Origin of the sequence: Streptomyces sp. NPDC004667, assembly GCF_040609475.1 — a bacterium.
Taxonomy (GTDB): Bacteria; Actinomycetota; Actinomycetes; order Streptomycetales; family Streptomycetaceae; genus Streptomyces.
This window is the reverse complement of sequence record NZ_JBEXKC010000028.1, coordinates 14,791-38,558: the sequence shown is the minus strand read 5'-3', so window position 1 is coordinate 38,558 and position 23,768 is coordinate 14,791. Positions and strand designations below refer to the sequence as shown.

Here is a 23,768-nt window from a genome sequence, read left to right as displayed (position 1 = left end):
ACGGACCGCGATCGAGGAGGTCCGCATCCCCCATGACGCTGTCCCGAAAACACCGCGCGGACCGAGGTGCCACGGACGAGACCGGAAGCCCGGAGCGGACGGAAGGGCCGAAACGCGGGCGGCGCGCCGCGGGCCGGGCGAAGAGCCGCAGGAGAGCTGCCCGGAAGGCGCGTCGCCGCCTCATCGACTTCCCCAGGCGCGGCCGGCGGGGGTGGCGGCGCTGGACCCCGTCCTGGAAACTCGCCTCCGGCCTGTTCCTGCTCTTCTCCGGCGCCCTCGCCGCCCTCTTCACCGCCGTCTACCTGCAGGTCCGGATCCCGGACCCGCACGATTCCGCACGTCGGCAGGCCACCCTCTACTACTGGGCCGACGGCAGCCGGATGGTGAGCGTCGGCGATGTGAACCGGCAGGACGTGAAGCTCGACCAGGTGCCGGAGTTCGTGCAGCACGCCGTCATCGCGGCGGAGAACGCCGACTTCTACACCGACTCGGGGGTGTCGGTGACCGGCATCGGCCGCGCCGCCGTCAACATCGTCAAGGGCGAGGAGACCCAGGGCGGCTCGACGCTCACCCAGCAGTACGTGAAGAACACGTATCTGAGCCAGGACCAGACCGTCCAGCGGAAGGTCAAGGAACTCTTCCTGGCCCTGAAGGTCAGCAACCAGCGGCCCAAGACGGAGATCCTCGAGGGGTACCTCAACACCTCTTGGTTCGGCCGGGACGCGTACGGCATCCAGGCGGCCTCGTACGCGTACTACGGCATCCCCGCCCATGAGCTGAACCCCAGCCAGGGCGCCCTGCTGGCCGCCGTCCTCAAGGGTGCGGAGAGCTTCGACCCGTCCCTCGGCGCCGAGAACCGCCAACGGGCCGAGGACCGCTGGAGCTGGATCCTGGACCGTCAGGTCGCGACGGGTTCGATGAGTGCCCAGGAACGCGCGAAGTACACGGTGTTCCCCGAGCCGAAGTCTCCCGTCAAGCCGACCAGCCAGGCCGGGCAGATCGGCTACCTCGTCGACATCGCCAACAAGTACCTCAAGAGCCGCGGCGGGATCACCGACAAGGACCTGGCCGGCGGCGGCTACCGCGTCTACACCACCTTCGAGAAGGACAAGGTGCTCGCGCTGACCAAGGCCGTCGAGCAGGTGTGCGCGGAACGGCTGGACCCGAAGAAGCGCGCGGAGGACCAGTACGTGCAGGTCGGCGCCGCCTCGATACGGCCCAAGGACGGGGCGGTCGTCGCGGTCTACGGCGGCTCCGACGCGATCGAGCACTTCACCAACAACGCGGACACCTCGGGCGTGCCGGCGGCCTCGGCGTTCAAGCCCTTCGTGTACGCCGCCGCCATGGAGAAGGAGCTCGAAGGCGGGGAACGATCCGCCGAGGGCGCCGACCGGGACCAGGACCAGGATCCCGCGAAACCCAGGCCGACGGAGCCGCCGAAGGAGTCCGTGAACCTCCACTCGGCCCTGGTGAACTCCGACCACACGCCGTTCGTCGAGAGCGGCAAGAGGATCGGGCTGAAGAAGGTCAAGGAGCTCGCGGTCGGGGCGGGGCTGCGTGAGGAGAGCATGGCCAAGCTGGAGCCGACCTTCTCGATCGGCACCTCCACCCCCAGCGCCGTGCGGCTGGCCAGCGCCTATACGACCTTCGTCAACCAGGGCCGGGCCACCGAACCCTACTCGGTGGTCAAGGCCGAGCGGAACGGCGTCGCGGTGGACGGCCTGGGCCACCCCAAACCGCGGCGGGCCATGAGCTCCGAGGCGGCCTCGCGCGTCGGCGCGGCGCTCCGCCAGGTGAGCTCGAACGCCGTCGGACCGCCGAAGGGCTGGGGGACCAGCCCGCCGTCCTGGGCGGGCAAGACCGGTCCGAACGACCGTATGAACTCCGCCTGGTACATAGGCGCCACGCCCGAACTGAGCACCTCGGTCACGATGTTCCGTACGAAGCCCGACGTACCGCGACTGCTGCCCATGCAGGGGGTCGGCGGCCCCGATTCCGAGCGGGGAAGCGCCTTCCCGCCGCTGATCTGGAAGGCCTACAACGAGGCGGCGACGGCCACGCCGCAGCACCCGGCGGACGGACAACAGGACCGCCCGTGAGGCTCCCGGGGACCGGCCGGGGGCGCGATCGACGCGGCCGCGTCCCCGGCCGGTTCTCGCCCCCGGCCGGCCCCGCCGTCCCGGGCCCGGCCCCTTCGCTCAGCGCTGCCGCCTCTGCTCCAGCCAGGCGGTGACCTCACGGCGGAACGTACGGTCCCGGTAGACGTCTTCCCCGGCGAGCCACTCCAAGCCGCGCAGGACCCCGGGGGAACCGGCGGGGTCGCGGACCGCGTACACGCCGACACCCGATTCGTACGTGTCCGCCAGGAGCCAGACGCCGTTGTCCAGGGCCAGCATGGCGAAGCCGGGGTGACCGGCGCGCATGCCGAGGAAGGAGGCAGCGCCGGCACCCATGACGTCCCACCGCTCCAGCAGACGGACCCGGTGCCAGACCCGCATCCCGTGCCGCAGCCGGCGGTCTTCCGCGGCCGTCCGGGTGCCCCTCGGCAACATGACCAGGAATTCGCGGTTCTCGTCGAGCAGGCCGACGGACACGGCGAGGTCGTACCAACCGTCGTTGAGCCGCTGCACCAGTCGCGGGTCCTCGTACTCGACGAAGAAGCCGCCGACGTGCCTCTCCCGTTCGTAGCCGAGGACATGCGGTATCGCCGAGGCCGGAACCGCGTCGGGTATCACCTCCAGCCCGGCCCTCAGCAGAGGCCCGAGCACCTTGCGGTACCTCTCCTGCCGGCCCAACCCGTCCCCCCTCCACCACCGCGGCACGTGCTCGGCTCGACGTGCCCCGCTCAGCGTAGGGGCACCGCGCCGACCCCGCGCATCGGATGTCCGAGCCGGTCGTTAGCCTCGGCGCATGCTTCCTGCCCGGCCTCTGAAGGCCATCACCCGTCACCGCGACGGACGGATCCACGCCTACGTGATCGACTCCGAGGCCCTCGGGACGCTGGAGCCCGCCGCGGTGTTCCGGCCGCTGGACGGCGACGAGGTGGTCGCGTCGGCGGTCCGGCCCGAACTGGAGCGGGTCGTGTACACCACGCTGAACCGTGTCGTCTGCCTCACGCGCGCCGGTGACCCGCTGTGGGCTTCGGACTTCGAGCCGCACTCCGACGTGCGCCACGGCCACCGGCCCGGCTGCGCGCTGTCCCTGGACGGCCGGACCGCGTGGGTCTACCGGCCCGACGCGATGGCGGGACGCGGGGGCGGGGACCAGTGGGTGGTGTACGACGCCGACAGCGGGGCGGTCCTCGCCCGCCGGGAGCTGGAGACGGTGGGGCACGGGGCCGGCCACCACGTGCACCCCGTGGACGGCAGCGTCTACCTCGATGTCGGGGAGGGCCAGGACGGCTCCGTCGTGTTCCGGGGCACGACCGGAGCCGACGGTGAGGTGGAGTTCACGGCGTACCCGTGGGGGGACCGCTGCCTGATCGACCTCGCGCCGGCCGGGGAGCAGTTCATGACCGTCGACCACGGGCAGGAGGACGTCGCCTTCCACCGCCACCCCGACGGCGAGGTCCTCTTCACCCTCCCCGTCGAGGCCTTCGGGTACGACCCGGAGGAGACCTTCGTGGAATGGGGCGGCGGCTACCTGACCCCGGACACCGCCGTCGTGGTCCTGGGCGGTGAGACCCGGGACGAGGAGGAGTGGTTCCGCTACCACCTGGTCGACGTGCGCACGGGCACCGTCACCGGTGAGATCGCCGTCGAGGTGACCAGCCCCTACGAACTGGTGCCCCTGGGCGACGGCTCGTGGCTCACCGGCGGCCCCGTCCGCTGCTCCCCGGCCACCGGCACGGACCCGGCGGTCCCGCTCCCGTAAACCGTGGGAGGTGTACGTCGTCAAGGCCGACGCCGCCACCCTCGGCAGGCGTGCCGACGGCGCGGCGCAGGCGGGCGGAAGGAGTGCCACCGGCCGCTGATTGGCCCTCGACGCGCGGCCGTGCGCCGGGGAGGCTCAAGATCCGCCACCGTACGTGAGGGAGTCGTCATGCAGGTAGCCGTGGTCACTTTCGACGGGTTCAACGAGCTCGACAGCTTCATCGCCTCCGCGCTGATCAACCGGTGCCGCAAGGACGGCCTGGAGGCCTTCATCACGACGCCGACACCGGTGGTCACGTCCATGGGCGGCGTCGAGGTGACGGGGCAGCGCCCGATGGAGTTCGTGACCGAAGCCGACGTCGTGCTGATCGGCAGCGGAGTGAAGACGCGGGACGTGGTCGCCGACGACAGGCTGATCTCCCGGCTGGTCCTGGCCCCTTCGCGACAGCTGATCGGCGCGCAGTGCTCCGGCGCCCTGGTGCTGGCCCGGCTCGGGTTGCTGGACGGCATGCCGGCCTGCACCGACATGACGAGCCGGCCCCATGTCGAAGCCGCCGGCGTCACCGTGCTGGACGCGCCGTTCCACGCGGAGGGGAACATCGCCACGGCGGGCGGTTGCCTGGCGTCCCAGTACCTCGCCACCTGGGTGGTCGCCCGGACGCTCGGGGAGGACGCCGCGCGCGACGTCATCGACTACGTGGCTCCGGTCGGCGAGAAGCAGGAGACCGTCGAACGCGCCCTGCGCGCCGTCCGGAGCGGCGAGACCGCCCTGCGCTGACGCTCTGCGGGCGGCAGGCTCGAGGGTCGGGGTCAGCCGCCGAGGAAGGACAGCCGGACCTCGCGGTGGGGATTGTCCCGGTTGGTGTCCACCAGGGTGACGGACTGCCAGGTGCCCAGCCGCAGCGCACCGTCGATCACGGGGAGCGTCACATGGGGCGGGACCAGCGCGGGCAGCACGTGGTCGCGCCCGTGGCCGGTGGAGCCGTGCCGGTGCTGCCAGCGGTCGTCGGCGGGCAGCAGCGACCGCAAAGCGGCCAGGAGGTCGTGGTCGCTGCCCGCGCCCGTCTCGATGACGGCGAGTCCGGCCGTCGCGTGCGGCGTGAAGACGTTGAGCAGTCCGCTCCGTCCCCGTGCCACCTCTCCCAGGAAGGAGGCGCAGGCGGCGGTCAGGTCGTGGACGGTCTCCCGGTCCCCGGTCGTCACGTCCACGGTGCGTGAAACGAAGGCACCGGTCATGGCTGCGTCCCCCTCCCCGTGAGCGGCGTCCAGGCCGGATCCCGCCCGCTCAGCCCCACGGCCCTGTCCAGCAGCGGAGCGTCGTCCGGTACGGGCACGACGGCTCCGAAGATGCCCCCGCCCCGGCTCTCGTCCTGCGCGGCGGCCAGCAGGAACCCGTACGAGGCGCGCAACGCGGCCTGATCGGGTACGTACTCCTGGCCGGTGGCCCTGGCCAGGTCCCAACCGTGGATCACCAGTTCGTCGACGGCCACCGCGGCCGCGATGTCGCCGGGCAGGTCCACGCCGCCCGCGCGGGTCATGCCGGTCCGGGCGGCCGGATCCTCCCAGGCTTCGGCCAGTTCGTCGAGGACCCGGGGAAGGTCCGCGCGCCAGGACGCGGAGAGGGCGGGTGCGGCCGCGCCGGGGGCCGTGTCCGTCGTGGGACCCAGGTCCTTGCGGGCGGCGTCCCGGAAAGCGACGGCCAGTCCCGCGAGGTGGCCCAGCAGGTCACCGACCGTGTACGCCGGGCAGGGCGTCCGGTCCCCGAGTCCGGTGTCCGGGACGCCCGCCACGAGACGGGCCACGATCCCGGCCTGCGGCCCGAGGCCGAGGGTCGTCGTGTCGGTCATCTGCCGCTCCTCCGGGACGATGGGTCTGCAGGGTAGACCGGCGGCGAAGCCCGTCCCCGGCACAACGCGGTCCGAAGATTCACCGGATTCACCCGGGCGGACCGGATTCCGGCCGGTGCCCGTCCCCGTGCATCGGATGTACGCGTCCCGGCGGCGCCGCCTACGCTCGGTGCGTGGACCCCGTCGGACTCGCCCGCGTCGTACTGCCCGTCACAGCCCTGCTGTACGGGATCCTCGGCCTGCGGACCCCTCGGGGACGGAGGTGGTGGCGGGTCGTCACCGGGCGGCGGGCCGCGCCGGTCGACCCCTACCACGCTGCCGCCGACCGCTGGTTGCTCGGGGACGACGTCCAGGCAGCCGCGGCCGGCCTGTTGCTCGACGGGCTGGCCACGGTGAACCACCGGGGCAACCTCGCCGTCACAGCGGCCGGCGCGGACCCGCGGGCCGACGCGGGCCACCCCGTGCCGAACGCGTTGCTCGCCGCCCTGCGCCGGCGCACGGCGCCCGTCGCCCTGGGCAACCTCGTATCGCGTGACGTCGAATTCGCCACCGCGCGGGCGGAGTTCCACGCCGCCTGCCGCGACCGTCCCGGGCCCCGGCGTCCGGTGGTGCCCGGCGGTACCGGCCGTCCGGTCGCGCCGGCCGCGCGAGCCGTGTGGGCCGTGTGGGCCGTGCTGGCAGTGATCGTGGTGACGACCGTCGCCCTGATCCGGACCGACCCCCACGGGCCGGTGGAGGGCGCGGCGGCCACCGCGACCTGGTGCGCGCTGGTCGCCCAGATCGTCGTGCTCGTGGGGTACGGCAGGCGCCGCGACGCCCGTCGCAGGGAGGCCGGGCCGGGCGCAGCGGCGTCCCGCGGCGACGCGCATCCGGCGCTCACCGAGCTGGTGGCGCGCGACCCCCAGGCCGCGGCCTGGCTCCGGGTGAGCCGCCGACGGACCCGCCGCGGCCGCAACCGCGGCCGCCCCCGCGGGCCCCGCCGCCCGGCCGTCGCTTCCCCGGCCGTCGCTTCCCCGGCCGACGAGGCCTGAGGAACCGACACCGAAGGGACCGTGCCCCTGGATCGAGGCACCTTCCGCACGCCCCGGACGTTGCGAAGGTCGTGATCGAACTCAAGCGTGTCATCGCCGTCCTCGCAGTGGCCCTCGTCGGAGCCGCGGCCCTCACCTCACCGGGCGCAGCCGCCGACCGCGCCCCGTACGAGCCCACCCGCGCGGGCGCCCCCGCGGCGGGAGGCCCGGCTGCGCCGGACACGGCGACCGTCACGGAAGGACAGGTCAAGGAGGTCGCGCCCGGAGGTGTGATCACGTACCCGAGCGTCACCAGCTGCCTCACCGTGACCGTACGGCTGGGGGACGGCGGGCTCGTCGGCGCTCACGCCAGCCTGTTCCAGGTACCCGGCGAACTGCGGTCCGATGAGATCCTGGCCGCGCTCAAGGACCGCGTAGGCAACCGCCACGTGACCGCGGTCCAGGTCAAGGGGGCCGTCGGCGCGTGGCATCCGAGCTACTTCGTGAAGGCGATCGAGAGCTACGGCGAAGGGGAGCAGGTGCCGGTCCCGTCGGGCCCTGACGCCGGGGGGATCGCCCGGGAGGTCTCGCGGGGGCTCGGCGCGTCCCGCACGCTCGTCACCGTCGAGGACATACCGGACGGGGACCAGATCGTCAGCTGACCTTCGCCGCGCGAGCTCCTGCGTGCGAGGTCCTGCGTGCGAGTTCCGGCGCGCGAGGTCCGTCACGCCGGCCACTCGCGTCACGAGCGCCTCGTCCGCACCTCACCGTCGAAGCCGAACACCCGGCCGCGCTCCCCCTCGGCGGAGAGGAAGTCCCGGAACACCTCTGCGGAGCGCGGGTTCCGGGTGCACTGCCACACGCCGTGCGGACAGTAGTCGGTGATGCTGTGGTAGAGCGGGCGGTGCTGCTCGATCCACTCCAGCATGCGCCCCATGTACTCGGGGTTGTCGCCGTTGCGGAACAGCCCCCACTCGGGGTACGAGATCTGCTTCCCGTGCTCCCTCGCGAAGTCGACCTGCTGCTGGAGTCCGTAGGGCTGGTTCACCTGCTCTTCGAAGGTGTGGCCGGGCGGCTGGTCGTAGCTGTCCATGCCGATGATGTCCACCACGTCGTCGCCGGGGTAGCACCTGGTCCAGGCGATCGCGTCGCCACCGCGGTTGGGGGCGAAGTCGAAACGGAACTGCTGGCCCTCCACCGAACGCATGGCAGCCGCGATGCGCCGCCAGTACCTCTTCCAGCTCTCGGGGTCGGGGCGGCAGCGGTGGGTGTAGTCGAAGCCGTTCATCTCCCAGCCGAGCACGATCACCGTGTCCGGCACCCCGAGGGCGACCAGACGTTTCGCCAGCCGCCGGAAATGGTGGTCGTACTCACCGCGGGCGCCGGAGCGGAGCAGCTCGGCGACCCGGGTGTCGGGGACGCCGCGCTCGTTGTGATCCAGCATGGGCACGTTCAGCACGAACAGCCGGTCGGGCCTTTCCCTGCGCCACCGCGCCCAGGTGCGCAGGGAATCGGGAGCCCCCTCGATGTTCGCCCAGGTGTCGCCGGGCAGGTAGGTGTGGCCCGCGCGCAGCTCGGTGCCCCCGAGCCAGTGCGAGAGCTCCCGCATCCTCTCGACGCCGGGCGAGCCGTAGTGGAGGTAGGCGCCCACCGCGACCCCCTCGTCGGAGCCACCGTCGGAATCCGCGCGCGGCGGTGTGGTGAGGGCGACCCCGGTGACGAGCAGGCAGGCGGCGATCGCACTCGTACAGGCGCCCGCCAGGCGGCGGCCTCGACGGGACATGGTGCCTCCACACGCTTCGGGAACCGGTGTCTTTCGTACCGACATTAGGCATCCCATCCGAAGAACGGCCCGTCCGGTGGCCCGGAGCTGGGCCATTCGCGCCGTCCTGCCGCCCTTCCCGGCCCGACCGGGTGAAACCCGCGCGTACGCCGACGAGGCCGAGCTGCCGAACTGCCGAGCGTCAAGAAATCCTTGACAAGTCGGCGATGTCAAGGTTTCCTTGACGCATGTTGATCTTGAAGTCGACGGCTCGGAGCCGGGTGGCCCTTCCTGCCACCGCACCCATGGCGGGCGTGCTGCCGCTCGCCGTCATCCTCCCGGCATTGACGGTGATGTTCGGCGACCGGTTCGGGACCGCCGGCACGGTCGCCCTGATCGTCGGAGGCCTCGCACTCATCGCCTGCACCGCAGGCCTGGCCGCCCGCTCGGCGGCCCATGACCGCGCCGAGCGGGCGCGCCGCGACGAGGAACTCCTCGACGCCCTCGAACCCCTTGCCGGACTCCGCTGATGGGCGGGGAACCGCTGCTCCGTCCGACGGAGATCGACCGGATCCGGGAGGGGATCGCCGCAGCCGTCCTCGGTGCACCCGAGGGGCTGGCCGACTCTCTCGAACACGACGCCCACGGGTACCTGCGTCTGCTGGACGCCTCGCGCGTCGGTGCCGAGGAGTCGAGTCGGCTCCTGCGCGAAGCCGTTCAGGGTGCCAGGGCCGCCGGGCACAGCTGGGACACGGTGGGCCGCGTTCTGGGGGTGAGCCGCCAGGCCGCCCAGCAACGCTTCTCGGGCAAGGCCGGAGAAGCCGGCTCGTCGGCACCGCCCGGCGGGGGATCGAACGCCCCCGAGCGCCGCACGCTCGGCGGGCTGACCGCGTTCGACGAGATGGCGGCCCTGGAGGAGGCCGGCCGCGACGGCTGGCACGTGGTCGGATACGGCCCCTTCTACCACGAGGTGGAGGCGTCCTCCCATCCCTGGGAGCACTGCCGGGTCGCACTCCCTTCCGCCGCCCGACACCGGCGGATGGAGTCGGAAGGCTGGATCCCGGTCGGCGCGGGGTGGTTCCCGTGGCGGTACTACAAGCGCCCCGTCACCCCCGGCACCTGAGGGGCTGTGGCATACGGGGTGCCGTGGGGGAGCGCCGCCCCGCCCGTGCCCGATGCGGTGATCCGGCGCGGGCGGCGCGAACCGGTGCCGCCGGCGGCGCCTCTGGCGGGCCGCCGGCGGCCTCCCGTTCTACCTGAACAGACGGTCGCCGGAGGTGGCCATGCGGTGGGTGCCGCCATGGTGGTTCACCCAGTCGCGGACGAGGTTGACGGCGTTGGCGCACTGCCAGCTGTCGTCGTACTCGCGCACTCCGGTGAAGGCTCCGTAGCCCGCGATGATGCCGTCCACGCGCCCGTCGCCCAGCAGTTTGTCGACGTACCAGGGGTCGTTGTACGTCGTGGTCCAGGACAGCGTGGCTGCGAGTCGTCCGGCGTCCCGGTCCCCGGCGCCCTTCTTCAGTTCTGCGCACGTGTTGTAGGACGCTTCCGTGCAGTTGCCGAAGCCCTTGGTGATGTCGCTGTCGCCGTAGTCCATCACCCGGCGGCCGGCCGGGAATCCGGAACCGGACCGGTTGAACGCGCCCTGGACCTGGTCGCGGGTGCCGGTCGAGGTGATGCCCTCCAGGCTGCCGAGCCTGCCTTCCAGGCTCTTCCACCCCCGGCCGCCGACGTCAGGGGTGCTGCCGCCGTGGTACTCGTAGAACCCGTAGAGCACCTGGATCCCGGCAGCCGTCAGCCGCTGCGCCTTGTCGCGCAGTCCGGCGACGCTGCACCCGCGGTTCTCCTGCTCTCCGCAGTAGTTGGGGTCCTTGATGTCCAGCCAGACCAGCGACAGCCGGCGCCCCGCGTTCGCGTTCGAGAGGATGCGGTCGACCATGCTGTCGAAGCCGGGGCCCAGCCGGTTGTCACCGGCCGAGGAACAGTCGTGATAGGCCCGCCATTCGTTCGGGTTCCACCATGCGCACACGTCCATCTCGATGCCGTTGGCACCGTGCTTGAGCGCGGCGTCCACGCCGGCCAGGGTGTCCACGCGGTGGGCGATGGCGTAGATCGGGTGGCGCTGGTCGGCCGCTGCTGCCGGGGTCGCGCCGAGCGTGGCGATGCCGACGATCCCGCAGAGGGCGGCGACCAGCGCCCGTAACATCCTCGGTCCGGCACCGCGCCTGGGGTCGGTGTTCAAGAACGTGCTCCTTCGTGTCTGTCCGCTGAGCAGACGACGGATCCCGTCAGCCACATGGTGGCACGCGGTACGTGCATGGTGAACGAAGTTCGGCCGAAGGCGTTCAGGGGGCGGCGCCGTTGAGCGGGAGCGTCAATTCCGACGGTGGCTGATTCACCCTCAAGTGGGGCGGTCGCGCAAGGATTGACGTGGGCTTTCGGTCATGACGGCGCGGGCGGGAGGGGGCCGGGAGGCGGGTGTGGTGGAGGCGACGCGTCCTTGTCGTCATGGATGACGGCGATGCGGGAGTCGTTCCGGGGGCGGATTGCGCAAACCCGCCCCGCGGGATTGGCCGAGCCCCTCCATTCGTCACTTTACGTGTTCAGCCGCATGCGATGCCCTTGCGGAGTGTTCCGCTCCGCCACGGCACTCGGCAGTCGAGGCCGATCGGCGGTGCGCTTCGGCAGCGTCGAATCGAAGGGAAGAACCATGGCAACACCTCCCGCTCCGCTCCGGGTCGCCCTGGCCAACGGCAGCTTCGAGCAGCCCGTCGTCGCCGGTGTGGAGATCCTGCCGGACTCCTCACAGACGCAGGCCCCCAAGCGGGTCCCGGGCTGGCTCACCACTGCCTCCGATCACAGGATCGAGCTGTGGCAGTCGGGGTTCCAGGGCGTTCCGGCCGCCGACGGCACCCAGTTCGCCGAACTCAACGCCAACGAGGTCTCCACGCTCTACCAGGAGCTGCCGACGACCCCCGGCACCAAGCTGTACTGGCGGCTGTACCACCGCGGGCGCCAGGGGGACGACACCATGGCGCTGGACATCGGCACACCCAGCGCCCCGGTGGAGCAGCGGCGCTTCACCGACGGCAACACCGCCTGGGGTTACTACACCGGCACCTATACCGTTCCGGCGGGCCAGACGCTGACGCGCTTCGCGTTCCGTTCCATCTCCGCCGCCGGCGGGAACCGGGGCATCGGCAACTTCCTGGACGGCATCTTCTTCGGCACCGCGCCCTTCATCGTGCTGGACAAGATCGCCGCCCCCGCGGGACCGCTGGAGGTGGGCGACGTCGTCACCTACCGCATCACCGCCAGGAACGAGGGCGGCGGCGCGGCGGAGAACCTCGCCCTGACCGACGCCGTCCCACGGGGGACGACGTATCTGCCCGGCTCCCTGCGGATCCTCGACGGCCCGAACGCCGGGGCGAAGAGCGATGCCCAAGGTGACGACCAGGCGCACTACGACAGCCAGGCGAACAGGGTCGTCTTCCGGCTCGGCAACGGCGCCACCGCCGTGGACGGGGGCAGCCTGCCCAGTACCGAGACGGTGCCGGCGGGGACCACGGTCGAGTACCGGGTCACCATCGACCGGGCCGCCGGAGGCAAGCAGATCAGCAACACCGCGACCGCCTCGTACGAGAACCGGCTCGGCGACAGGCCGGAACCCCTGACGTCCACCTCCAACGAACAGGTCACGCAGGTCAAACCGGCCGCCGACCTGGCGGTGACGAAGGCGGCCGACGCGACGACCGTCACGGTCGGCCAGACGGTGACCTACCGCGTCACCGTCCGCAACGCCGGTCCGAACGGTGCCACCGGGGTCACCGTCACCGACCGGCTCCCTGACGGGCTCGCCTTCCTGTCCGCCGACGGCCCCGGAAGCTACGACCCGGCCACCGGGCTGTGGAGGCCGGGAGGCCTGGCCGAGGGAGCCACCGCGACCCTCGTGCTGCGGGCCAAGGCCACCGAGGCGGGCCTGATCGCCAACACCGCCACGGCCACCGCCAACGAGAAGGACCCCGACACCACCGACAACACCGACACCGTCAGCGTCTGCGTCGAACCGGCCCCCTCCTGCTGCGACCCCTGCGCCGGCCGGAAGTAGCCGCCCACCGGCCCGCGACGACCACCCGGCCCACCCTCAGGAGAGCGGCGGCGTGACGCCGGCCGTCCGGACCGGGTCGACCGGCCGCGGTCACGCCCGAGCGGTCACGCCCGAGCGGTCACGCCGGCTTCGGTGAGGAAGTCCAGCAGGAGGGCGGTGACTTCCTCGGGGCGCTCCAGGGAGGGGAGGTGGCCGGCCCAGCCGAGTTCCAGGTGGCGCGCGTTCGGCAGGAGTCCGGCCAGGTCCACGGCGATCTCGCGGTGGTCGGCGAAGTCATGGGCGCCGGCGACGGCGAGGGCGGGGGCCGCGATCCCGGAGAGGTCGAACTCGGGGGCCGCCTGCGGGGTCTCCGGCGCCGCGTCCGCCTCCTGCGCCGCGTCCGCCCCTTGCGACTCGTCGGCCGCGTGCACCTCGTTGGCCCCTTGCGACCCGTCGGCCTCGGGCCGGTCCGACCCGTCGGCCTCGGCTGCCGCCTCGGCGGCCAGCTGGACCCGGAAGGCGTGCCGCTGCATGTCGGCGACGGCCGCGCGGGTCTCGGCGGTGGCGTCGGGGCCGAGCCAGGTGTCGACGTTCAGGGCCACCGCACCGTCGAGGTCGCCCGCGTTCAGCAGGGCGTCCTCCCGGGCGCCCCAGGCGCGGAGTTCGGCACTCGGCGCGCGGCCGGGGAGGCCGGAGGCGAGCAGGGCCAGGGCGGTGACCCGCTCCGGGTGGCGCGCGGCGGCGGCCAGGGCCAGCTTGCCCCCGTACGAAGCGCCGATCAGGGCGGCCCGCTCGATGCCGAGCGAGTCCAGCAACCGCCATACGTCCGCGACGGGGTCGTAGTCGCCCGCCTCGGCCGGCGTCTCGCCGAAACCGCGCAGGTCGGCGCGGACGACCCGGTATCCGCCGGCCCGCAGGGCCTCCCACTGCGGGTCCCACATACGGCGGTCGCAGACACCGGAGTGGAGGAGCACGAGAGCAGGGCCCGAACCGGCCGCGTCATGAGAAAGGATCACGCCCCCGATCATGTCCGGCCGGAAGCCTTCCGCCAACCGGGAATCCGCTGCGCCCCGACCACCCGCCGCCGCCCACCGCCTCCGCCCACTGCCCCCGCCCGCCAGAGCCTCCGGGGGACATATGCCGTACCCATTCCTATAATGAGAGGAAAGCCTCGCGCTGGCCTGCCGATGCATCGCGCCGCGGAGGGTCCCATGGCCGGTTTCACGGTGCACCTCGACGAGAACGCGGGGCCCGCGGCCACGCACGCGCTCGTCATCGGGATCGGGGCGTACGCGCACCTGGCGGGCGGTGCCTCGCCGACGACCCATCCGGGCGCCACGGGCATGCGGCAGTTGACCTCGCCGCCCCTCTCGGCGCGCCGGTTCGCCACCTGGATGATCGACAGGTACCACGACGGGGGCAGACCGCTCGCAAGCCTGGCGCTCCTGCTCGGCGAGGAGGTACCCGGCCCCTTCGTCCATCCGCGGACCGGTGCGGAGCACGCCGTCGAAGCCGCGACCATCGACAACATCGTGGCCGCCGTCCTGGAGTGGAAGGACCGGGGCGACCACGACCAGGCCCGGCTGGTCTTCTACTTCTGCGGCCACGGCGTCTCGCTGGGGTTCGACACCTCCCTCCTGGCCGCGGACATGTTCGCCGACCTCAACAGTCCGATGAACGGCGCCCTGCACTTCGAAGGACTGAAGAGGGGGCTCAACAGCTGCCGGGCCGGCCAGCAGGTCTTCTTCGTCGACGCCTGCCGGGCCGGCTCCGACGCGCTCGGCAGGACGGTGGGCGGAGCCTCGCTCGGCCGGGTCCCGATCGACGGCAACGAGATGTTCCGGCCCGCAGGGTTCGTACCGCGCGAGCACGCCGTCATCTACGCGACCCTGCACGGCGAGGAGACCTTCGGGCGCGCCGGCGAGGCCAGTCTGTTCACCTCCGCGCTGCTGCAGAGCGTGGAGGGCGCCGCGAGCGAGAACACCGAAGGCAGCGTGTGGCGGGTGACCACGGGCACCCTGACGCACGCGATCGGCCACTTCATGAGGGAGCCGGCGTTCGCCGGATCCCTCACGAACGCGGCCGTACCCGTCAGCTCCGAGTCGTTCGACTTCGTCTTCCACGAGCTGCCGGGCGACCCGATCGTCCCGGTGTACATCGGCTGCGTCCCGGAGACGGACAACGCGCTCGCCGACTTCGCCTGCCGGCACCCCGGGCAGGACGACCGGCGGCGCCCGCCCCCCGCGGCCGGGGACGAACCCGACCTCACCGAGTGGTCCCTGCTCCTGCCGTTCGGACAGTACGAGGTGGAGGCCGTCCTCGGCCCCGCGGACGTGCGCAGGGACGAACTCGACGCCCGCCCGCCCCTGTTCCACCTCCGACTGGCCCGGCCGTGAGCGCCGTACTCGCCATCAGGCTGCTCCTCCCGCCCGGTGGGGAGCCCAACGACGCCGTGATCGTCGGGGACATCCGCTCGGCCGACCTCACCCGCGCGTCCCAGTACGACATCCTCATCCCCTGCGGTGGTTCACCCAGCCCCCGGCCCTACCCGGTCGGTCCGGGACGCTACGTCGTGTCGGCGTCCCTGCCCTCCGGACTGGTGCTGACGCGGAGCGCCGTGGCGGTGGAGGGCCGGGAGACACCGGTGGACTTCACCATGACGGACTCGCCCTACGAGACGCACGCCTGGCAGTACCTCATGGGCAACATCGAGCCGGGCGCGGTCTACCACGGCGCGGCCCCGAGCCCGACCGCGGAGCCGGTCGCCCCGCGCTCCACGGTCGCCGCCGCCTCCCCGCCGGACGGCCCCGTACCCGGGGCGGCCGTCGACCTGACCGCCCTCGCCACCTGGATCGGCGACTGCCCGCCGGCGCGCTGCTCCTTCGCGGCGGTGCTGACCCTGGCGCAGGCCCCGCCGGGCACCCCGGTCGCCGCGTCCATCGGCTCGGGCGGTCCCGGCGTCCCGGTGGAGCCCTTCGACGCCGGCGGAGCCCTCACGCCGCTGTACCGGTTCGGCCCGGCCGGCCCCCTCGGGGCTTCCGGCGGGCCGGCCGGCGAGCGGCAGTTCCTCGTCGTGGAGGCCGCCGGGTCCGTACGGCTGGTCACCCTTCCCCTGCCGTGGGGCGATGCCGAGGTGGAGGTGCTGGTCAACCTCCGGCAGAGCCCGACCGGCAGCGCGGTCTCCGTGGCCGTCCGCGACGCCGACGTCGGCGCGGGGCTCGCGTACCTGGCCCAGGGCGCCCTGGACACCGCGGCCCGGCTCTTCACCGACGTCGAGTCGACGCTCTACTCCGGGCTCGACAACCCCCTCGCGGCGGCGGCCGGGTGCTACGTCCTCATCGGCACCGACCACACGCCGGGCGAGACGCGCTGGGACCCCTGGCTGGAGCGGCTGGCCGACGGGTTCCCGTGGCTCGGCGACGGGGCGATCCTGCGGGCGGTACGCCTGCTGCGCCGCTCCCGAGGGGACCGGCGGGACGTGCGGCGGGGCCGGGACGCTCTGATCGAGGCCTTCGACCGCGGCATCCCCTTCTACACGCTCGGGCTCTCCTGGCTCGTCGACGGGCTCGCGGCCTTCCCCGAGGACCCCGCGTGCGCACGCCGCCTCGACGAGGCGCGCCGGCTCTCCTGGCTGGTCGACACGCGCGAGCCGTTCCTCATCCTCGACCTGCGGCAAAGGAGGACATGATGATCCGGCTCAGGATGCTGCCCGCGGAGGACGGCGACTGCCTGCTCCTCGAATACGGCAACGCCGACTTCACCCGGCGGATCCTCGTCGACGGCGGACGCCACGACACGTACAAGCGGATCAAGCCCCTCCTCGCCGATCTGGACCGCACGATCGACGTGCTCGTGGTGACCCATGTCGACCAGGACCACGTCCTCGGCGTGCTGGCGCTGCTCGAAGACGGGCAGGAGCCGGTGGAGCTCGGGGACGTGTGGTTCAACGGCTTCGACCACCTCCACGACCGGGACGTCTTCGGTGCGGTGGAAGGAGAACTGCTCACGACCACGCTCATGACCCGGAACCTGCCGTGGAACAAGGCGTTCCAGGGGCGCAGCATCGAGGTGGGCCATCCGCTGACCTGGTTCGACGACGGCTCCACGATGGAGGTGCTGGCGCCGGACCGCGGTCTGCTGGAGGCGCTGATCCCGGCGTGGGAGACGAAGTGCGCGCAGGCCGGCCTGATCCCGGGAGTGGATCCCGAGGAGAGGCACCCGGTGCCCGGCATCGAGCACTTCGGCGCGGTCGACGTCGCCGCTCTGGCCGCCGCGCCGTTCGAACGGGACGGCTCCGCGACGAACCGCACCAGCATCGGCCTGCTCTTCTCGTTCGAGGGCATCCGGATCGTCCTCACCGGCGACGCGGACGACCGGCGGCTGGCGGCCTCGCTCCGCCCGCGCGCCGAGGCCGCGGGCGGGCGCCTGCGGATCGACGCCCTGAAGCTCGCCCACCACGGCAGCGCCCACAACACCTCGAACGAGCTCCTCGGCCTCCTCGACTGCGGCCGCTACCTGGTCTCCACGAACGGAAAGATCCACGGACACCCGGACGACATCGCCGTCGCCCGCATCCTCCAGCACGGCGGGGAGTCGAAGGACCTGGTCTTCAACTACCGCGAACGGGCCGCGAACTGGGATCTGGCCGCCCTTGAGGACGAGTTCGGGTACCGGGTGGTCGAACCCGCCGCGGCGGACGAGGACGGCTTCGTCACCGTCGAGTTCTGACCGGCGCCGACGTGCAGTCGTCCGTAACTGCTGGTCACGGCGATGGCGCGGGGCGGAAACCGCGTGGCTGTCGAGTTGCCGGCGCAGGTATCGTCCGGTCTCGGACCAGCCGTGCCGACGGCCTCACGCGTTCGGAGAGCGATGCACATGACCAGCAGGCGAGCAACGACGACCCTGTGGCGTCCCACCGGCCCCGAGGAGCTGGACCTGGTCCGCGAGCTGAACTGGCGCGCTTGGCCGCCGCGGCTCCCCGAGCAGCCGATCTTCTACCCGGTCCTCAACGAGGACTACGCGATCAGGATCGCGAGGGACTGGAACGTGAAGCACAGCGGTGTCGGCTTCGTCACCCGGTTCGAGGTCGAGTCGGAGTTCCTCAGCCGGTACCCCGTCCGGCAGGCCGGGGGGCGGACGATCCTCGAACTGTGGGTGCCGGCCGAGGAGCTGGACGACTTCAACGCTCACCTGGTCGGCGAGATCCAGGTGGTCCACGAGTTCCGCTGAGGATCGTTCGGCGTCGGACGTTGAAGATCACGCTGGGGGGAGGTCGTCGGGCAGGGTGAAGTGGGTGCCCCGGGCGGCGGCGTCGACGTGCACGACGTGGCGGCCCACGCGGACGGTCTGGGTACCGGCCGCGGTCCAGGAGCCGGCCGGGCCGTCGCTGTCGGGCAGGGGTGTCCAGACTTCCAGGAAGGTGCTGCCGTCGAGGTTGGTGCCGGTCTCGATCATGCCGGTGCCCTCGGGCCGCAGGCTTCCGATGTCGTGGCCGGGGGAGCCCACGTCGTGGTGGAAGGTGACCTGCTCGCCGTCGTAGGAGGTACTCCCGGCGAAGCCGCGGCTGTCCGCGTACAGGGTGCCGCTCTGGAGCCAGACGATGTGCCCGGTCTCTTCGAGCGGGCCGCCGTCACGGCTGATTCCGGCGCGGAGCCACGCGCCACGGGTCGGTGCGTCCATGGGGCCATGGTGGCAGAGGTCCTGCCGTGCGCCACCCGTCGGCCGGGTACCCGCCCGTCGACCGCCCGTCGACCGGCAGGGGCCGGCAGGGGCCGGCGGTCCGGGGACCAGTGCTGGTGGGGCCGGTTGTACGACCCCTTAAGTATCTTGACGTCGAGATTGATGTCGGGCAGGCTGACCGCCAGATATCTCGACATCGAGATACTTTCGCTGAGGATTCGGGGGCTCGGGATGTGGCGGGGCGGGGACGGCCGGGGGAGCGGGAAGGGCCGGCAGGGTCGGCGCGGCAGTGAAGGTGAGCAGGGTCGGCTGGGCCGGGAGGGCGGGCCGGGTCGGCGCGGTGGGGCCGGCCTGTTGGCGCAGCTGCGCCGGCCGCCGGGGGGCCGCCCCGCACGGATCATGCTGCTCGCCCTGTTGCTGGATCGGACCGGCTCGGGGGTGTGGGCCGCGGCCTCCGTCCTGTACTTCACCTTCGTCGTCGGTCTGGACGCCGGGCAGTTGGGCCTGCTGTTCGGCGCAGCCGGAGTGGCGGGCATCGCCGGCTCGCCGCTCGCCGGCCACCTGGCCGGCCGGTTCCCGGTGCGCTCGCTGCTGATCGGCTGTCATCTGCTGCGCTTGGCGACCCTGTGCGCGCTGCTCGTCGTCACGCGCTTCGAAGCGCTGCTGCTCGTGGTCGCCCTCACCAACCTGGGCGACCGGGCGGCCAAGACCCTGGAGATGCTCTTCGCCACACGGGTCGCGGGCGAACGGCGCGCCACCTACCAGGCGTTGTCGCGCAGTTCCGCGAACGCCGGCTACGCGCTCGGCGCGGGCCTCGCCGCGATCGGCCTCGCGGTGGGCAGCCGCGAGGCCTACCAGGTGCTGATACTCGCCAACGCCCTGTCCTTCGTCGCGGCCGCCACGCTGGTGTGGCGCACCGGGGAGGCGGGCGGCCACCCGCGGGTGCCGGCCCGCACGGCCCGCACGGGCGGCCCGGCCGGACAAGCCGGCCAGGAGGCGCGGGAGGGGGATGGGGCCTGCGGACCGACCGGGCGGCGGCAGCCCGGACCGAGCCCTTGGCGGGACCGCGGATACCTGCGGTTCGTCCTGCTGGACGTGCCGATGAACCTGGACGACTCCGTCCTCAACGTGGGGCTGCCGCTGTGGCTGGTCCACCACACGGACGCACCCCACACGCTGGTCCCTGCCTTCCTCGTGATCAACACCGTGCTCGTCGTCGTCCTGCAACTGCGGGTGTCCGCCAGGGTCGAGGAGCCGCGCCAGGCGGCGGGCGCGGTCCGCCTGTACGGGCTGACGATGTTCGCCTGCTGCGCCCTGCTCGTGCTGTCGACGGGAGGCGGGACCTGGACCGCCTCGGCCGTCCTGCTGGCGGTGGCGGTACTGGTCACCCTGGCGGAGCTGATGCGGTCGGTGAGCTCCTGGGAGCTGGCGGTGTCCCTCGCGCCCCAGGAGGCGCGGGCGTCCTACCTGGGGGTGGCGGGCATGGCCCAGTCGGTACAGAAGTCCGCCGGGCCGCTGCTGCTCACGGGCGCCGTGATGACGGCCGGACCGGCCGGATGGCTCGCCCTCGGAACGGCGGTCGCGGGCCTGTCCGTCGTACAACGGCGCTACAGCCTGCTCAGGCTGGACGCCCAGGACGCCCAGGACGCCCAGGACGCCCAGGACGCCCAGGACGCCCAGGACGCCCAGGACGCCCAGGACGCCCGGGACGCCCCGCCGGCCCGGACCGTACCGACCCCCGCCACCGGACGCGGTTCCGGGACCGGCACAAGCTGATGCCTCAGGAACCTATCCGCTCGATGAGGCGGAGGTTGCAGGACGCCTGGCCCCTGCTGTTCTTCGCCAGCACCCAGAACGATCCGTCGCTGTCGCGGCCCACCACGGTCGACGCGCTCTTCAGCGAGTCGGGCCTGTGCTTCTTCGCCACGTCGTGCAGTTCGACGAGCGCCTGCTCGCGGGTCTTGCCGTTGACGGTCCGAACGAGCGTGACCTGCCGGTGCGGTGCCGCTCCTTCGGCCGTGCTCGTCTCCTCCGAGATGATCAACCACGTGGACATCGTTCAGCCTCCTCGTGACGGGCGGTGTCGGCGCTCGCTCAGCACGAGCGGCGAACCGCGTCCGGACGCGCGTCCCGCGGCGGGACACGACCTGGGTTTCCGGCCCCGCCCCCGCGACGGTGCCCGTTCCGGGCCGCCGGCTCATCGAGTCGGCGGCTCGTATTGCCCTTCGAGGCCCATGCCACGCACCAGCTCCCGCATCAGCAGCTCGAACATGGGCTCCTGGTCGGAAAAGAGCGGAGCGAAGTGCCCGAAGACCTCCAGTGCGATCTGGCCGTAGAGCGACCGCCAGCAGCTCAGCATCACCACCATCGCGCCGGGAGGAAGGTCCACGCCGGTGTCCGCCCGGTAGTCCAGCATCTGCTGCCGCAGGCGCGGATCCATCTCGTCCTCGGCGAGAACCGGGAACGGGCGTTCCGCCCACAGCCGCACGAAGACCGGCCCCCAGAGGGCGGCGAGCCGCCGCACCCAGGAACTGGTCAGCTCGCGGTGCGCGTCGCCGGCGGCCGTGGCCGGCGTGCCGAACAGCAGGTTGAATTCGGGCTGGTGCGTGATGGCCCAATGGCGCAGCGCACGCACCGGTTCGATCATCCGCATCGCGAAATTGTCCGCGGGATGGGAGAGGGCCGCGGCCTGCAGCTCGTTCACCAGATCGTCGACGATGTCATCCGCCACCCGGTACACGATCTCCGGGAGTCCGCCCTCGAAGTGGTGGTACAGGGCGGCGGGGGTGACCTCGACGCGCCGGGCGATCTCGGCCAGGGTGAGGGCCTCGACGCCCTGATGGGTGATCACCTGGCGGGCGGCGGAGCGCACTTCCGCGGACATCTGAGCCCGTTGCCGTTCACGACGCCCCGATGCCGCCATCCGCTCGCCCTCCTCGCGCCCCGACCTCGGGGAGTACGCTACGTCATCCCTCGTCGGGGAATTCTGCGCGGTGGTCCTTGGCGGAGATCCGCCAGCGGTCCACGAACCGATCCATGAAGGTATGGCTGACGTCCTCGGGCTTTCCCTGCGGATTCAGGGTCAATTGTGCCGCCTTTCCTTTGACTTGCACCTTCTTCACCAGCATCCTGCGGCCGCTGTCCGTCAGGAAGTCCGCGTCGGAGCTCTGTGAGGCCGTCTCCATGTACGTGGCGCAGTCCCCGTTCGCCTGTTCCAGGGTCTGCCGCGCCTCCGGGGTGTACAAAGCGCACATGCGAGCGAAGTCCCGGTCCTTCATCGCAGCGCCGAACGCGTCCCAGGTCTCCCTCACGCCGTCTTCCCCCGGGTCCGCGCCGATGGACGCCACGCTGCGCGTGGAGATCCGACCGCCTCCGCCGCCACCACGCGCATCGACCTGCCCCGGGCCGGCGCCGTCATCCCCGCCGACCCACTGCGTGACGCCGTAGCCACCGAGCACGACGGCCAGGACGGCGAGGGCGCCGAAACCGATGCGGGTGGTGCGTTTCCTCTGCTGTCGATGTTGCCGCCTGCGACCTGGGCGTTCTTCCCGCTGACGCCACCACCGTTGATGTTGACCTGGTGGTGCGACGAGCCGGAGGTGGCGGTGCCCTGGTGGGTGTTGTGCTGGTGGAGCTTCACCGCGTCCTCCAGTTCCCGCGCGAACGAGGCGTCGCTCCGAGCGGAGGTGGCGAGCAGGCCCGCGGCCTCCATCCGGCGCCCTGAATCCTGCGGAGTCCCTTCGAACCGCTCCAGCACCCTCGCGCCGTCCGCCGTGGACCGCAGGCGCTGCCTCACCAGGTCGGTGACGGAACCGGCGGCCATGTTCTGGAGGACTCCGGACAGGAAGTCCCCCGCGATGCCGACCGCTGCCGCCGCCAGGATCCCGAGCTCCACCACTTTTTCCTCCCCGTATCCGGGACGACTGGTCAACTGGTCAACCCCTGAACTAAAGGGCCTTTAGAAAGTAGCGCACCTTTAAGATCGATATCCAGTCAAGTGCGCCAAGGAAAGCCGGACTTGGTGTGAGTATTCAGTGGCTGTCGCAGTAAACGCCGGATTTACTGCGGCAGTGCCGATATTCTCGCCCGGGGCCAGGTGTGCACATTCACTGGGAGAGGACCGGAAGGGGCGGACGGGTGGCCATCGAACGAGCGGCCGTGCCGCAGACGTACGCCGCGGCAGTCGAGCGCTACCTCACCGGTGCGGGCATCGCGGATTCCTCCGTACGGATCTACCGGATCTCGCTCACCACCTGGGGCTGGATGCTGCGCGGCGAACGAGCCCCGACCGGGCCGGCCCGCCGCCGTGCGACGCCCCCGCCCTTCGGCCTCGCGGCGATCGACGACCCCGGGCTGCCGCCCGTACTCGCCGAACTCGCGGCGGCGCGGGCGGACGAGATGGACGCCGACACCGTCAACCGCGAAGTGTCCATCGCGCGCAAGGCGATCGGCTGGTGGCAGGCCCAGGGGTGGATCGAGGCAGACCCGACGATCGGGGTCGAACGTCGCCCGGTGCCGCCGCGCGAGAAGGGGCTGACGAAGCCTCAGATCGCCGCCCTGTGGGCGCTGGAGGCGTCCTTACGGGAGAAGACGTTCTGGCTGCTCCTCTACGAGAGCGCCGCACGGGCCGAGGAGATCCTGCGCCTGAACGTCGAGCAGCTGTCGCCCGCCGACAAGCGCGGCCGGGTCGTCTCCGAGGGCGGCACCCCCGAGTGGATCCACTGGCGGTCCGGCACCGCCCGGCTCCTGCCCCGGCTCGTCGCCGGCCGCGCCCACGGCCCGCTCTTCCTCACCGACCGCAAGGCCCCCGCCCGCACCCCGGTCCCGGACACCTGCCCGACGACCGGCCGCGCCAGGCTGTCCTACCGCCGGGCGGAACAGATCTTCGAGGAGAGCACGCGGCTGCTGGCCAACCCCCTCGCGGGCCCCGAAGACTTCGCCGGCCTGGAGGGCTGGACGCTCCACCGGCTCCGCCACGCCGTCCCCACCCACGACGCGCAGGACGGCACCCCGCCCGGCACATCGCGGAACGCGACCCGGCCGCCCGGCGGGAACCGGGCGTGAGGAGTGCCGATGTCGGACCGGGACCGGCGACGTGGCCGCGATCGTCGGCTACAGCGACGAGGTCCTGCGGGATGTCTACGCCATCCCGGGGTGGGGCATCGCGTACGTCGGCGGCCTGTCCGTCCTCGCCGAACTGGCCGCCCTCTTCCCGCTCCTGCTCGTGAGCGGGCGCCAGCGGCTGCTGCGCTCCCGGACCCTTGCCGCGACGGCCTGCACGGCCGCGGCCGTCCTGGTCGCGGTGGCACTGTGGCAGGTCGTGGTCGCCCTGACCGTCGAGAGCCACACGTACCTGTCGAACGGTCCGGCCCAGGTCGTCTGGGCCTTCCTCTTCGCCCCGCTCGCCGCCATACCCGCGCTGCTGGCGGCCGTGACCTTCTCGTACATGAAGCGCCGCCGAGAAGTCCGGTGACGGGGCGGCTGCCCGGTCCCGGGCGGACGAGGCCCGCA

General features: G+C 72.2%; 26 protein-coding genes. 15 read left to right on the top strand and 11 right to left on the bottom strand.

Annotated features, from left to right (window positions below):
- Positions 1–32 precede the first annotated feature (32 nt).
- A complete protein-coding gene (locus tag ABZW32_RS17910; protein WP_356216901.1) occupies positions 33–2,099 on the top strand; it encodes a transglycosylase domain-containing protein in 2,067 nt (688 codons plus the stop codon).
- A gap of 99 nt (positions 2,100–2,198) precedes the next feature.
- On the opposite strand, the gene ABZW32_RS17905 is transcribed toward ABZW32_RS17910, so the two are convergent.
- Positions 2,199–2,768 (bottom strand): hypothetical protein, encoded by a 570-nt coding sequence (locus ABZW32_RS17905; protein ID WP_356216898.1) that lies wholly within the window; start codon positions 2,766–2,768, stop codon positions 2,199–2,201.
- A gap of 142 nt (positions 2,769–2,910) precedes the next feature.
- Here ABZW32_RS17905 and ABZW32_RS17900 point away from each other — a divergent pair, with 142 nt between their 5' ends.
- Positions 2,911–3,873, top strand: coding sequence for a hypothetical protein (locus tag ABZW32_RS17900; protein WP_356216895.1), 963 nt, complete (start codon positions 2,911–2,913; stop codon positions 3,871–3,873).
- A gap of 168 nt (positions 3,874–4,041) precedes the next feature.
- Positions 4,042–4,650, top strand: a complete 609-nt coding sequence (locus ABZW32_RS17895) for a DJ-1/PfpI family protein (RefSeq protein ID WP_356216892.1) — start codon at positions 4,042–4,044, stop codon at positions 4,648–4,650.
- 32 nt (positions 4,651–4,682) lie between these two features.
- Here the strand turns inward: ABZW32_RS17895 and ABZW32_RS17890 are convergent, their stop codons facing one another.
- The gene (locus ABZW32_RS17890; RefSeq protein WP_356216890.1) at positions 4,683–5,108 is read right to left on the bottom strand and encodes a secondary thiamine-phosphate synthase enzyme YjbQ; all 426 of its coding nucleotides are present in this window, start codon (positions 5,106–5,108) and stop codon (positions 4,683–4,685) included.
- Complete coding sequence (locus tag ABZW32_RS17885) at positions 5,105–5,719, bottom strand: TIGR03086 family metal-binding protein (protein WP_356216887.1); 615 nt, start codon at positions 5,717–5,719, stop codon at positions 5,105–5,107. Before ABZW32_RS17885 ends, ABZW32_RS17890 begins: the two co-directional genes overlap by 4 nt.
- A 173-nt stretch (positions 5,720–5,892) precedes the next feature.
- Between ABZW32_RS17885 and ABZW32_RS17880 the strand changes: the two genes are divergently transcribed.
- Together ABZW32_RS17880 and ABZW32_RS17875 are read left to right on the top strand one after the other, a co-directional pair.
- Positions 5,893–6,750, top strand: a complete 858-nt coding sequence (locus ABZW32_RS17880) for a hypothetical protein (RefSeq protein ID WP_356216884.1) — start codon at positions 5,893–5,895, stop codon at positions 6,748–6,750.
- A 71-nt stretch (positions 6,751–6,821) separates the two neighbouring features.
- Positions 6,822–7,391 carry a hypothetical protein gene (locus ABZW32_RS17875; protein ID WP_356216881.1) on the top strand — a complete coding sequence of 190 codons (570 nt, stop codon included), beginning with the start codon at positions 6,822–6,824 and terminating at the stop codon, positions 7,389–7,391.
- An 80-nt stretch (positions 7,392–7,471) separates the two neighbouring features.
- Here ABZW32_RS17875 and ABZW32_RS17870 read toward each other — a convergent pair whose 3' ends face one another.
- The gene (locus tag ABZW32_RS17870; protein WP_356216878.1) at positions 7,472–8,512 is read right to left on the bottom strand and encodes a glycosyl hydrolase; all 1,041 of its coding nucleotides are present in this window, start codon (positions 8,510–8,512) and stop codon (positions 7,472–7,474) included.
- 227 nt (positions 8,513–8,739) lie between these two features.
- Between ABZW32_RS17870 and ABZW32_RS17865 the strand changes: the two genes are divergently transcribed.
- Both ABZW32_RS17865 and ABZW32_RS17860 read left to right on the top strand, forming a co-directional pair.
- Positions 8,740–9,021, top strand: a complete 282-nt coding sequence (locus ABZW32_RS17865) for a hypothetical protein (protein WP_356216876.1) — start codon at positions 8,740–8,742, stop codon at positions 9,019–9,021.
- Positions 9,021–9,614 carry a hypothetical protein gene (locus ABZW32_RS17860; protein WP_356216873.1) on the top strand — a complete coding sequence of 198 codons (594 nt, stop codon included), beginning with the start codon at positions 9,021–9,023 and terminating at the stop codon, positions 9,612–9,614. The genes ABZW32_RS17865 and ABZW32_RS17860 overlap by 1 nt, the downstream gene beginning before the upstream one ends.
- Positions 9,615–9,743: 129 nt before the next feature.
- Here the strand turns inward: ABZW32_RS17860 and ABZW32_RS17855 are convergent, their stop codons facing one another.
- Positions 9,744–10,697, bottom strand: coding sequence for a phospholipase (locus tag ABZW32_RS17855; RefSeq protein WP_356216870.1), 954 nt, complete (start codon positions 10,695–10,697; stop codon positions 9,744–9,746).
- A gap of 504 nt (positions 10,698–11,201) precedes the next feature.
- Here ABZW32_RS17855 and ABZW32_RS17850 point away from each other — a divergent pair.
- Positions 11,202–12,599 carry a hypothetical protein gene (locus ABZW32_RS17850; RefSeq protein ID WP_356216867.1) on the top strand — a complete coding sequence of 466 codons (1,398 nt, stop codon included), beginning with the start codon at positions 11,202–11,204 and terminating at the stop codon, positions 12,597–12,599.
- 104 nt (positions 12,600–12,703) lie between these two features.
- Here ABZW32_RS17850 and ABZW32_RS17845 read toward each other — a convergent pair whose 3' ends face one another.
- Positions 12,704–13,594 (bottom strand): alpha/beta hydrolase, encoded by an 891-nt coding sequence (locus tag ABZW32_RS17845; protein ID WP_356216865.1) that lies wholly within the window; start codon positions 13,592–13,594, stop codon positions 12,704–12,706.
- 195 nt (positions 13,595–13,789) lie between these two features.
- Between ABZW32_RS17845 and ABZW32_RS17840 the strand changes: the two genes are divergently transcribed.
- The 4 genes from ABZW32_RS17840 (at position 13,790) to ABZW32_RS17825 (ending at position 17,807) form a co-directional block, all read left to right on the top strand.
- Complete coding sequence (locus tag ABZW32_RS17840; RefSeq protein WP_356216862.1) at positions 13,790–14,974, top strand: caspase family protein; 1,185 nt, start codon at positions 13,790–13,792, stop codon at positions 14,972–14,974.
- Positions 14,971–16,266: a hypothetical protein gene (locus ABZW32_RS17835; RefSeq protein WP_356216861.1), complete on the top strand. Its 1,296-nt coding sequence runs from the start codon at positions 14,971–14,973 to the stop codon at positions 16,264–16,266. Before ABZW32_RS17840 ends, ABZW32_RS17835 begins: the two co-directional genes overlap by 4 nt.
- Positions 16,263–17,306 (top strand): MBL fold metallo-hydrolase, encoded by a 1,044-nt coding sequence (locus ABZW32_RS17830; RefSeq protein ID WP_356216858.1) that lies wholly within the window; start codon positions 16,263–16,265, stop codon positions 17,304–17,306. Before ABZW32_RS17835 ends, ABZW32_RS17830 begins: the two co-directional genes overlap by 4 nt.
- Before the next feature lie 141 nt (positions 17,307–17,447).
- Positions 17,448–17,807 (top strand): hypothetical protein, encoded by a 360-nt coding sequence (locus ABZW32_RS17825; RefSeq protein ID WP_356216856.1) that lies wholly within the window; start codon positions 17,448–17,450, stop codon positions 17,805–17,807.
- A gap of 27 nt (positions 17,808–17,834) precedes the next feature.
- On the opposite strand, the gene ABZW32_RS17820 is transcribed toward ABZW32_RS17825, so the two are convergent.
- Positions 17,835–18,257: a hypothetical protein gene (locus ABZW32_RS17820; protein ID WP_356216853.1), complete on the bottom strand. Its 423-nt coding sequence runs from the start codon at positions 18,255–18,257 to the stop codon at positions 17,835–17,837.
- Between the two features lie 309 nt (positions 18,258–18,566).
- Here ABZW32_RS17820 and ABZW32_RS17815 point away from each other — a divergent pair, with 309 nt between their 5' ends.
- Positions 18,567–20,033, top strand: coding sequence for an MFS transporter (locus ABZW32_RS17815; RefSeq protein ID WP_356217054.1), 1,467 nt, complete (start codon positions 18,567–18,569; stop codon positions 20,031–20,033).
- 4 nt (positions 20,034–20,037) lie between these two features.
- Here the strand turns inward: ABZW32_RS17815 and ABZW32_RS17810 are convergent, their stop codons facing one another.
- From ABZW32_RS17810 to ABZW32_RS17795, 4 genes are all read right to left on the bottom strand, one after another.
- The gene (locus tag ABZW32_RS17810) at positions 20,038–20,313 is read right to left on the bottom strand and encodes a hypothetical protein (protein ID WP_356216850.1); all 276 of its coding nucleotides are present in this window, start codon (positions 20,311–20,313) and stop codon (positions 20,038–20,040) included.
- Positions 20,314–20,454: 141 nt separating this feature from the next.
- On the bottom strand, positions 20,455–21,180 hold the full coding sequence (locus ABZW32_RS17805; protein ID WP_356216848.1) for a TetR/AcrR family transcriptional regulator: 726 nt from the start codon (positions 21,178–21,180) through the stop codon (positions 20,455–20,457).
- 43 nt (positions 21,181–21,223) lie between these two features.
- Positions 21,224–21,568: a hypothetical protein gene (locus ABZW32_RS17800; protein ID WP_356216845.1), complete on the bottom strand. Its 345-nt coding sequence runs from the start codon at positions 21,566–21,568 to the stop codon at positions 21,224–21,226.
- Positions 21,565–22,152, bottom strand: a complete 588-nt coding sequence (locus ABZW32_RS17795) for a hypothetical protein (RefSeq protein WP_356216842.1) — start codon at positions 22,150–22,152, stop codon at positions 21,565–21,567. The genes ABZW32_RS17800 and ABZW32_RS17795 overlap by 4 nt, the downstream gene beginning before the upstream one ends.
- A 242-nt stretch (positions 22,153–22,394) precedes the next feature.
- Between ABZW32_RS17795 and ABZW32_RS17790 the strand changes: the two genes are divergently transcribed.
- Positions 22,395–23,321 carry a tyrosine-type recombinase/integrase gene (locus tag ABZW32_RS17790; RefSeq protein WP_356216839.1) on the top strand — a complete coding sequence of 309 codons (927 nt, stop codon included), beginning with the start codon at positions 22,395–22,397 and terminating at the stop codon, positions 23,319–23,321.
- 31 nt (positions 23,322–23,352) lie between these two features.
- On the top strand, positions 23,353–23,730 hold the full coding sequence (locus ABZW32_RS17785) for a hypothetical protein (protein ID WP_356216836.1): 378 nt from the start codon (positions 23,353–23,355) through the stop codon (positions 23,728–23,730).
- The last annotated feature ends 38 nt before the right edge of the window (positions 23,731–23,768 follow it).

Excerpts from the sequence above, each read along its gene's own strand:
- ABZW32_RS17910 (WP_356216901.1), top strand. The coding sequence starts at position 33 with ATGACGCTGTCCCGAAAACACCGCGCGGACCGAGGTGCCACGGACGAG.
- ABZW32_RS17900 (WP_356216895.1), top strand. The coding sequence starts at position 2,911 with ATGCTTCCTGCCCGGCCTCTGAAGGCCATCACCCGTCACCGCGACGGA.
- ABZW32_RS17895 (WP_356216892.1), top strand. The coding sequence starts at position 4,042 with ATGCAGGTAGCCGTGGTCACTTTCGACGGGTTCAACGAGCTCGACAGC.
- ABZW32_RS17890 (WP_356216890.1), bottom strand. The coding sequence starts at position 5,108 with ATGACCGGTGCCTTCGTTTCACGCACCGTGGACGTGACGACCGGGGAC.
- ABZW32_RS17885 (WP_356216887.1), bottom strand. The coding sequence starts at position 5,719 with ATGACCGACACGACGACCCTCGGCCTCGGGCCGCAGGCCGGGATCGTG.
- ABZW32_RS17870 (WP_356216878.1), bottom strand. The coding sequence starts at position 8,512 with ATGTCCCGTCGAGGCCGCCGCCTGGCGGGCGCCTGTACGAGTGCGATC.
- ABZW32_RS17865 (WP_356216876.1), top strand. The coding sequence starts at position 8,740 with ATGTTGATCTTGAAGTCGACGGCTCGGAGCCGGGTGGCCCTTCCTGCC.
- ABZW32_RS17860 (WP_356216873.1), top strand. The coding sequence starts at position 9,021 with ATGGGCGGGGAACCGCTGCTCCGTCCGACGGAGATCGACCGGATCCGG.
- ABZW32_RS17855 (WP_356216870.1), bottom strand. The coding sequence starts at position 10,697 with ATGTTACGGGCGCTGGTCGCCGCCCTCTGCGGGATCGTCGGCATCGCC.
- ABZW32_RS17850 (WP_356216867.1), top strand. The coding sequence starts at position 11,202 with ATGGCAACACCTCCCGCTCCGCTCCGGGTCGCCCTGGCCAACGGCAGC.
- ABZW32_RS17840 (WP_356216862.1), top strand. The coding sequence starts at position 13,790 with ATGGCCGGTTTCACGGTGCACCTCGACGAGAACGCGGGGCCCGCGGCC.
- ABZW32_RS17830 (WP_356216858.1), top strand. The coding sequence starts at position 16,263 with ATGATGATCCGGCTCAGGATGCTGCCCGCGGAGGACGGCGACTGCCTG.
- ABZW32_RS17825 (WP_356216856.1), top strand. The coding sequence starts at position 17,448 with ATGCACATGACCAGCAGGCGAGCAACGACGACCCTGTGGCGTCCCACC.
- ABZW32_RS17820 (WP_356216853.1), bottom strand. The coding sequence starts at position 18,257 with ATGGACGCACCGACCCGTGGCGCGTGGCTCCGCGCCGGAATCAGCCGT.
- ABZW32_RS17810 (WP_356216850.1), bottom strand. The coding sequence starts at position 20,313 with ATGTCCACGTGGTTGATCATCTCGGAGGAGACGAGCACGGCCGAAGGA.
- ABZW32_RS17805 (WP_356216848.1), bottom strand. The coding sequence starts at position 21,180 with ATGGCGGCATCGGGGCGTCGTGAACGGCAACGGGCTCAGATGTCCGCG.